The organism is Acinetobacter sp. YH12135 (assembly GCF_013418565.1).
In the GTDB taxonomy this organism is placed as follows: domain Bacteria; phylum Pseudomonadota; class Gammaproteobacteria; order Pseudomonadales; family Moraxellaceae; genus Acinetobacter; species Acinetobacter towneri.
Genome location: NZ_VPBU01000037.1, coordinates 1 through 9,259 on the forward strand (window position 1 = coordinate 1; position 9,259 = coordinate 9,259).

General features: G+C 38.9%; 8 protein-coding genes and 2 pseudogenes. 5 read left to right on the forward strand and 5 right to left on the reverse strand.

The features are described 5' to 3' along the window. Window positions 1-67: pseudogene (locus tag FTU70_RS14440) on the reverse strand (helix-turn-helix domain-containing protein); the annotation flags it as partial. A gap of 59 nt (window positions 68-126) precedes the next feature. Between FTU70_RS14440 and FTU70_RS13805 the strand changes: the two are divergent. Next, entirely contained in the window at window positions 127-1,002 is an 876-nt protein-coding gene (locus FTU70_RS13805) for a PD-(D/E)XK nuclease family protein (protein WP_257221689.1), read from the forward strand. 47 nt (window positions 1,003-1,049) lie between these two features. Here the strand turns inward: FTU70_RS13805 and FTU70_RS13810 are convergent, their stop codons facing one another. After that, window positions 1,050-1,835, reverse strand: a complete 786-nt coding sequence (locus FTU70_RS13810) for an rRNA large subunit pseudouridine synthase E (protein WP_180051838.1) — start codon at window positions 1,833-1,835, stop codon at window positions 1,050-1,052. Between the two features lie 245 nt (window positions 1,836-2,080). Between FTU70_RS13810 and FTU70_RS13815 the strand changes: the two genes are divergently transcribed. The 3 genes from FTU70_RS13815 to FTU70_RS13825 all read left to right on the forward strand — a co-directional run bounded on the left by FTU70_RS13815 (window position 2,081) and on the right by FTU70_RS13825 (window position 6,647). Further along, window positions 2,081-2,641 carry a M23 family metallopeptidase gene (locus FTU70_RS13815; RefSeq protein ID WP_180060771.1) on the forward strand — a complete coding sequence of 187 codons (561 nt, stop codon included), beginning with the start codon at window positions 2,081-2,083 and terminating at the stop codon, window positions 2,639-2,641. Between the two features lie 104 nt (window positions 2,642-2,745). After that, window positions 2,746-3,567 carry a PhzF family phenazine biosynthesis protein gene (locus FTU70_RS13820; protein ID WP_004973001.1) on the forward strand — a complete coding sequence of 274 codons (822 nt, stop codon included), beginning with the start codon at window positions 2,746-2,748 and terminating at the stop codon, window positions 3,565-3,567. Between the two features lie 263 nt (window positions 3,568-3,830). After that, window positions 3,831-6,647: a pitrilysin family protein gene (locus FTU70_RS13825; protein ID WP_180060772.1), complete on the forward strand. Its 2,817-nt coding sequence runs from the start codon at window positions 3,831-3,833 to the stop codon at window positions 6,645-6,647. A 96-nt stretch (window positions 6,648-6,743) separates the two neighbouring features. Here FTU70_RS13825 and FTU70_RS13830 read toward each other — a convergent pair whose 3' ends face one another. Continuing rightward, on the reverse strand, window positions 6,744-7,808 hold the full coding sequence (locus tag FTU70_RS13830) for an amidohydrolase (protein ID WP_096901876.1): 1,065 nt from the start codon (window positions 7,806-7,808) through the stop codon (window positions 6,744-6,746). Window positions 7,809-7,949: 141 nt separating this feature from the next. Beyond that, the gene (locus FTU70_RS13835; protein ID WP_004973007.1) at window positions 7,950-8,351 is read right to left on the reverse strand and encodes a DUF3144 domain-containing protein; all 402 of its coding nucleotides are present in this window, start codon (window positions 8,349-8,351) and stop codon (window positions 7,950-7,952) included. A 108-nt stretch (window positions 8,352-8,459) separates the two neighbouring features. Here FTU70_RS13835 and FTU70_RS13840 point away from each other — a divergent pair, with 108 nt between their 5' ends. After that, window positions 8,460-9,092 carry a hypothetical protein gene (locus tag FTU70_RS13840; protein ID WP_167846097.1) on the forward strand — a complete coding sequence of 211 codons (633 nt, stop codon included), beginning with the start codon at window positions 8,460-8,462 and terminating at the stop codon, window positions 9,090-9,092. A gap of 49 nt (window positions 9,093-9,141) precedes the next feature. Here FTU70_RS13840 and FTU70_RS13845 read toward each other — a convergent pair. Next, window positions 9,142-9,259 (reverse strand): annotated as a pseudogene (locus FTU70_RS13845) (IS982 family transposase); the annotation flags it as partial.

A 9,259-nucleotide genomic window follows, 5' to 3' on the forward strand; every position in this document is an offset into this window, starting at 1 on the left:
GCTTGGCCAGAAAAATGAGTCGTTCTCGCTGTTCTAAACTAAGTGGTACAGAAACAATTCGAGGCATGTGTGAGCATCTGTTAACTAAAAAAACTTTTTCGCATGATTAGTTATTTTTGTCAACTTATGATGATTGAAAATAAAATATACTCTGGAGAAGGAAAAGGTCAGCTTAGAAAATATAGAAATATTATTGAAACAAGTTATCCTGATTATAAACATAAGATTTATATTTATTTGTCTTTGGAAGATCAAAATATTAATGATCAGGATTCAAAACATTATGTTCAGTTAAATTATGGTCATATTAGTAAGCTGATTGAACAAAAAATCCTAAAACAATCAGCTAATTTGGCTGAAAAAACCAAATTTGTTCTTGAGCAATATTTACAGACGTTAAAATCTATGTTGAATGAAAATAAAGAAATTGAAGATATCGCAAAAAAACTCTATAAGAGATATAAGTCTGCTTTCGATTTAGTTTTTAAATATAGTACGCCAAATGATACAAGTGAAATTGGTAATATTTTACGTGAACTTATCGAGCAAGAGAAGTTATTGTTACCTTATAACAGTAATAAAACTTATGTCCGCTTTCAACCAATATTTTTGCATAAAAATATTGAGAAATTAAAGGATAAAGGTCTGTTTCCAAAGGATGGAAATTTAGAAAATAATACTATTTATTTGTATGAGTTCAATATAAGAAATCATGTTGTTAATTTTGATTTAAAAATTGGAGCAGGTGAACAAGAAGTTCGTGAAAGGCTTTTTGAAATATACCGCAAACACAAAAGTTTTTTTAATCGTGTTGACAAGAATTTACAGCCTAAATGGCATCAGTCATTTCAGAAATTAATTTTGTCTGAAAATGATATTGGTGATTTTATAGAAAGTGGGGATACAGAAAAATTAAGAAAAATTCTGACTGAAAAGTTTCGTGAACTTATAGAGCAGGATTTACCAAAGTATATTCAAATACTAGAGTCTGAACTCCTTTAAAATAATGGAATAAGCCCACTATAATGAGTGAGCTTATTCCTTTTTATTTAACGCGCCCGACGTCCACGGCTTTTGGTATTAGGACGTGTGGTACCATTGGTCTTACGACGTGGCTTTTCACTTTCTTCCATTTGCCAAATACGTGGCGTACCTGATTTTTTCTTAGGCGTACCATCTTTATTTTTCTTTTGATGGGTTGGCTTGCCACCCGTACCACCTGGTTTTTTCACATATGAACGTGAGCGATACGGTTCAGCGGCAGGCACATCTTTAAAATCAGGATATAACAACGGTTCAATTTCTTTGGTTTCACCAGGCTGTAAACCCAACTGCACCAAATCAATTGAACCAATTTTGGTGCGGATTAAACGCAAAGTTGGAAAACCAACCGCAGCCGTCATACGACGCACTTGGCGGTTGCGACCTTCACAAATTGAAATTTCAATCCACGAAGTAGGTACAGAAGCACGGAAACGTACAGGAGGATCACGCTCCCACAACCATTCAGGCTCATCGACTTTATACGCTTGCGCAGGTAAAGTTATTCCATCTTTCAGTTCTACGCCTTTACGCAATTGTGCTAAGGCATCTTCAGTGACATCACCATCGACTTGAACCAAATAGGTTTTGTATTTTTTATTGGCTGGATTGGTAATAAACTGATTCAAGCCGCCATGATCAGTCAAGAACACCAAGCCTTCCGAATCCATATCTAAACGCCCAGCTAAACGTAAGTCTGGATCATCTACAAAAGCCGACATGGTGAGATGTTTTTCATCTTCACGGAATTGAGAGAGAACGTCATATGGTTTATTTAAGATGACGATTTTCATAAGAAGTGCTTCTTTAAATTCAACAAATTGGGAAAATTGAGAGTATTTAAAAGGAAAAACGGGCGATTTCCAATTAAATCGCAAATACAGTGTGTTTAAGATGGGTCTATTATGCGATAAGAATAGGGGAAAGTATTGCTTAAAGACAATTATTTTTGTGTGTGTGCATTAAACTACAGAAACAGACTAGGCATCTATAATGCATAAAATTAAGATAAACGTGTATGAATATAAATTAGGATGTTATGCAACAAGGTCATTGGTGCTTTATACTCTTCTTTAGCTTTTCAATGCTGGCTTTGCTTAGTGCATGTCAGCCACCCGTGTCTGGCAAGTCTGCAGGAATTCAAACCCCGTATTTATACTGGAAATTGCAACAAACTGAATTCGCAGTGACTCCACTACAAATTCCAGTGAAAGGTGTAAATTTTGCTCAAATACAAGATACTTGGGGGGCAGCACGCAGTGAAGGGCGAAAGCATCAGGGGACTGATATTTTTGCGGTGCGTGGTACAGCCGTCATTGCGGCGACAGATGGCGTTGTGCATAAAATTGGTTTAGACCGCTTAGGTGGAAAAGTCATTTGGATTACTGGGCCTGCATTAAGCCAACATTATTATGCACACCTTGATGATTATGCCGAACATATTCATGTGGGAGACTGGGTTGAAGCTGGTGAAGTTACTGGTTTTGTTGGCACGTCAGGCAATGCCCAAAACACGCCGCCACATTTGCATTATGGCATTTATCTACGCGGGCATGGGGCTGTGAATCCTTATCCATATTTACTAGCAAGTTCACGCTAACCTCAGCTCTAATATTTTATAAATATGACATATTTTTAGCATTTATGTTTAAAGCCTATTCATATTAGGTAGCCGTCATTATTTTTAGGACAAACCATTTAATCATGAAAATTTACCAAGTTGATGCTTTCAGCCATGAATTGTTTAAAGGCAATCCCGCCGCCGTGCTTGTGAGTAAAACATGGTTAGCTGATGATTTAATGCAAAATATCGCATTGGAAAATAATCTGTCCGAAACCGCTTTTGTCAAAATGATAGATGCAGAAAACTTTGAAATCCGCTGGTTTACCCCCATAACAGAAGTCGATTTTTGCGGACATGCCACACTTGCCAGCAGCTTTGTTTTATTTAAGGATTATACAGAGGCAAATACAATTCAATTTCATGTGAAAAATTTGGGGATTTTTACAGTTCAGCAACAGCAAGATGGCAAAATTTGCATGAATTTCCCGATACGCGCTGCCCAGAAAGTTGAAGATTATCCCGATATTTTACGCCAAGCTTTGACTAAACCATTTAAAAATGTCTATATCAATGCGCAAGCTTATATTGTGGAGTATGAATCGGTACAAGATGTGCTAGATGAACAGCCGAATCTTGAATTATTAAAACAATTGGGACAATTGCGTACAGCTATCACAGCACAGTCGAGTGATGATGTTGCGATTACTGCTTCTAAAAATGCACAGTATGACTGTGTGTCGCGTTATTTCGCACCCGCTATGGGCATTGCAGAAGACCCTGTTACAGGCTCAATTCATACTGCAATTGCACCACTTTGGGCAGAAAAATTGCAGCAAACTGAACTTGTGGCTTATCAGGCTTCAGCCCGAGGTGGCATACTGTATTGCAAGATGTTGCCTAATGGTCGTATCGAAATTTCAGGTTATGCACAGCTATATTTGCAGGGCGAAATCATGATTTAAACTATGTCCTGCATTAGATTTCTTTCATCCTTTAAAAATGATCAAATGCATAGTCAAATTTACGATTGATCATTGCTTTATTTTTGTCATATTAAGTTTTCATCTTTCTTTATAGGAAAAAAGCTGAGATGAGAGTAGTTTGCAAGTTTTGCTTGGTTTAAATCATATATTTTGCAAATTTTTACGGTTGATTTAATCGCAGCTTGGTATGCTGTTAAGCTCAAGTTGAAAATTGCCATTTTCGATGGCAAATCAAAAATAGAATGAAATCAATCGGGAAAAAGAAGTTGCTACGTTTTAAAACCCTCACTTTATCTTTATGTGTACTGGCATTCAATGGCGTGATTTTCGCGCAGCCAGTTTTAGTAAAATCTAAGCAAGAAATACAAGAATATCAACTTGATAATGGCTTAAAAGTCATTTTGGCACCCAATCAGAAAGAAAATAAAGTCTTTATGAATATGGTGTATTTAACGGGTTCATTGAATGATCCACAAGGCAAAGGTGGTTTGGCACACTTGTTGGAACATTTGGCATTTAAAGGTACAGAAAACGTACCTGCCGAGGAGTTTCAGCGCCGTTTAGATCAATATAGTTTAATGCACAATGCCAGCACCGACTATTACTCCACTAAATACACCAACATCATTCGTCCTGAAACTCGCGCCGTCAATGAGATGATTTATCTTGAAGCGGAACGCATGGATAAATTGGTCATGCAGGAAAAATATGTGCCTGCCGAAATTGCGATTGTAAAGCGTGAACGTGAAGTGCGGATGGATCAACCGTTTTCAGTCTTGTTAGATCAGGTGTGGAAATCAGCCTATGGTAATCAGTATTTCGGACGCTTACCCATTGGCGATTTAAACGAACTGCAATCCATTAAAATGCAGGAGTTAAATCAATTTTACCGCACATGGTACGCGCCCAATAATGCTATTTTGGTGATGACAGGCAAGTTTGATCAGGCAGCGGTGTTAAAACAAATTGATCAGCATTTTAGTCCAATTGCTGCACGGCAAATTCCCAAACAGGTACAGGTGCCACGATTAGACAGTAACAAAATTCAGCAACGAAATTTTGTGGTACAAAAGGGCAGTCAACTGGCCAAATTTAATCTGTATTTAAATGGCAATGACGAAAAGATCAAAACCGCTTTGGCGCTGTCACCTTATTTACATACGTTGCAACCGAGTGGGCATTTGTATCAAGCACTGGTAGAAACAGGCAAAAGTACCATGGTGCAGTCCAGCACTTGGTTAGATCAAGATTTTAATTTGGTGCTGATGGGGGCTTTGTATGCACCGAATCATGATGCCAAGCAATTACAAGCTGGCTTGAATCAAAGTATCGAGCAGGCAAAAAACTTTGATGATGCCGAGTTACAACGTGTGAAAAACTTGATTCAAAATCAGGCAGACAGTGTGATGAATGATGCGGTGGCTTTGGGTGGTCGCTTGAGTGATTATGCTGTGGCGTATCAAGGTGATTGGACACAATATTGGCGTGATTTAAACAATATTCAACAGTTAAATGCAGATGAACTGAATCAGCGTTTAAAACAATTTTTTACTGCAGAACATCGCATAATAGGGGATATTCAACCCACTCCTGAAGATCAAAAACAGGCACTCACAGCAAAAAATAATCCAAATGTAGCAAAAACTTTAGATCAGCAAGATGCACCTGTTGCACCTTTGAAAGATGTGCAAAGTTATCAGCAAGAAGTGACAGACTATGTGCAAAAATCTAAACAAGCTTTGATTAAAAATGAAAAAAAGATTCAGCGTGGCAGCTTAAAAAATGGTGCCGAATATGCATTATTTCCAACTGCAACGCGTGATGATAAAACCTATGCGACCATTTCGGTGAATTTTGGTACGGCACAATCTTTATTTAAGCAGGGCGAAATTCTGGATTTAACCGCGTATTTGCTGCTGCGTGCATCTCAAGAGCATAGCTTGCAAGACATTGCCGATCAGTCAATTGCTGCAGGTGGTTCAGCATTTGCCCAAGCCGATGGCAACGCAATTCATATTCAAATTGTGGCGAAAAAAGAAAAGTTTAATGCGTTTTTTAACTTTGTTTTAGATGTCATGCAAAACCCGAGTTTTGAGCAAAGTCAGTTTGATTTAATTCGTTCTCAAAGTTTATCCAGTTTAGAACGACCTTATACCGAGCCTGAAACTGTAGCAGCTTTGACTATGGTGCGTTTAATTGAAATTTACCCGCAAGGCGATTTACGCTATCACTTCGAGCCTGAATTTGCGAAGCAACAACTGCAAGCTGCAACCCAAGCACAGGTGCAGCAGTTATATCGTCAATTTTTTGCTATGAATCATGCACATATTGCCATTACAGGTGAGTTTGATCCGAAACAAATCAAAAAAACTTTAGTTCAGCGTTTAGGACAATCGCGTAATACGGAAGCATATCAACGCTTAGATTCAGCCTATACGGCATATCCTGCGAAAAAGTTGCATGTATTAGCAGAACAGCGTGAATTTGGCAGTTATCAAAGTCTATTGACCTTACCTTTGGGCGTGAATCATCCTGACACACCTGCCATGATGGTACTGAGTTATATTTTGGGCGAATCGCAATTGTCTTCACGTTTGGCGCAAGAACTACGTGAAAAAAATGCATTGGTTTATGGTTTTAGTAGTGGTTTGAGTTTAAGTGAATTTGAACAATCGGGTGCACTCAGTATTTCTGCGCAATACAGTGCAGGCAAGTCGACTCAAGTGTCACAGGCGGTGCATAAAGTGTTGCAGGATTTGCGCCGTGATGGTGTCAGCTTGCAAGAAGTTGAAGCTGCAAAAGCCGATATTTTGAAAAAACGTGTGACTGCCTTAGAAGATGAACGCAGTATCCACCGTATGTTGGTACCGCAATTAGAACAAGGTCGTGATTTACGTTACCGTGAGCGACGTGATCAAGCGTTAGCAAAACTCAGCAAAGCCGATGTAGATGCTGTGATTCAGAAATATTTACGCTTAGAACATTTGCTTGAAGTAGCCGCCGATCAATATGGTCAAGCCAATGTTGAGGTGCTGCCGTTAAAGCCGCAGTCTAAATAAAGATTCAATTTAATTTTGAGCAGATACAAAAAACGCATCCATTTCGATGCGTTTTTTGTCTTCAAGTTTGCTATCTATGCTCAATTGGCTAAAGCTTTATAAACGATAAAACTGTTTGGCATTATGATGAAACACTTGCTGCAAAGCATTTGGATGATAGGCCGCAACAATATCACTAGTCGCATCAATTAAATTGACCAAAGACGTGCTCACTCGATCCATTGGAAAATTGGAAGCAAACATCAACCGATATATTCCAAAGCTTTGTAAGGCATGCTGAATCAGTGGTGCAGTTAAATCTATAATTTCCTGTTTTGAGGCTTCACGTTTTTGCAAGTGAAATTGATGTCCTAAAACAGGCATAAATAACCCTGAAATTTTGCTGTAAACATTTGGACAGTGTGCCAACTCGGCAATATCTTCTTGCCAACGAAACAGAATGTTTTCCCGTGCTGTTTTGGTCACGCCTGTATGTGTGCCAACTTGCCCGAACAACCCTGCAGGTGTGCCCAAATGGTCAAGTACAATAGAAGTTTCTGGAAATTGTTTAGCCAGCGCCAAGACATCGCCCAATTGGGTCGAATACGTCCATGCATCAAAACTTAAATTATATTGCGCTAAAGCTTCAAAACCTTTTAGAAACTTTTTGTTCCGATATAAATGTGGTTCGTCTGCCCAAGAGAAAATCCCGTGATCTTCATGCACGGCTGCCATTTTACGAATTCCACGGAAGTTTGGAGAGGCTTTGTGATGTAATTTGAGAATTTTCTTAAAATTAGAATCGCGCGGGTCTGCAGTGGCGACAATCGCGCCCAAAGCCAAACCATTATTTTTAAAATCCAGACTTTCTATAAATTCGGTTTCACCAACTACACCTTTGCCTTTATGGTTGTGCCAATTGGCTTCAATATGCACAACTTTTTCAGCCGTATAAAAACCTAAGTCGCGGGCATAATGCTCAGGTAAATAGGGCGATGTGACGTGCTCGGTGCGTCCCAAAGTTTCAATGAGTGTTTTCGGTTTTATCAGGCGGATGGTTTTATCTAGCAAATTGGGATGCTTGCCCAAAAGCTTAACAGCAAGTCGTGCGCTGTGTGGCGTGTTATACGGATCCCACTGATGAATATGTGCATCAATGAGTGCAAATCCTAGATTCTGCATAATGATCCTGTTTTTATGACGCTATTATTTCACTATTCAAAGCCATCATGTTACAAAAGGGAAGGGTTATTTATCGAAATCTACAAGTTTGAAAATTAGCCGCAATAAAAAAGCCCCGTAGGGCTTTGTTTATATGCAAAATTAATGATCGTGCGAGTGGTCGTGATCATGTTTATGGGTATGAAATTCTTCGTTGTGACGGAAGCGCAAATAGTTTTCAAACTGTTCGCAATATTCATCATAGTTATCTTCAAGCATCATTTGAAATTGCTGCAAGATATATGACATAACTTGGTCTTTGGCATCGCGCATTTCATTGCCATCTTTAAAATTATTGGCTGCCACCCAAGTATTAAAACGTGCAGTAGCAAATAACATGGCAGCACTCACCTGACCACGAATTTCGGCAGGTTTTACTGTGGAGCCTTTTTCAAAATGACAGAAGCCATTGGCCTGTTTAATAAATTCATCGGCACGTTCAAAAAAAGCCGCATTTAATGCTTCTTCTTCGGTTACATCGGTTGCTTCAATCTTTTGAACCATGAATTTTTCCTAAGCTAAAAATCTGAATGTTTCATTATAGGCAAAGCCTTGCAGAAACAAAACCTTTGCCTTAAGCTAAAAATAGCCTAAGCAAAATTGGAGTGGCTGATGCAAGATGCGATTGCGGTACAAAGTTTAAAAAGCGACATTGCTTTATTACGTCAAAATATTTGGCCACCCGTGCAACTTGCCCATGTTGAAGGCTTGCCGATTTATTATGGAACACGCGCAGAAGTAGCAGAATACTATAAACAATGGACAGGGTTGATTGAACGTGCACAGGATTTATTTCAGCCTTTTATGCAAGATGCAGTCATTGATGCGGTGCATTTACCCAGTCATTTGAACTTGCCCTTATTTTATTTTCATGTCGATCGGATTCGAGTGAATAAAACCCGCGCCAAAGAATCGAAAACTTTTCGGGGGATTGCCAGCCTGATCGAAAAATGTGGGCAATTTGAACCGCAGGAAATTCAGCTCATGCAGCGTTGGTTAGACAGTGATGACAATGCAGCACTGGTGGCACATCGTGAGTTTATTGATTTGCGTACTTATGTGTTTCAGCATGGGCAAAGTGACTACACGCGCACCCGTTTTTATGTGAATGGTATTGTATTAAGTGTCGAACCATATTTTGAACTGGTCGATGCCCGAGATAAGCCACGTAAGCAGCGTAGTGACAGTTATCAAGACCCTTTGGCAGATAACCAAACATGGAAAGTATTTGGTAAATATCGTTAATCTTTTAGAAAGTTTGGAATTTGCAGATTAAATACTAATCTAACCCCAGTTACGGATAAGCCAAAGATTTAATCACATGAATTTTAGGCTTATTCTTTTGGCAAAGTTGATACGCACATAGTGAAGAAAATACGCCTGCTAAAAAACCAGCAATCGAATGATGTTTA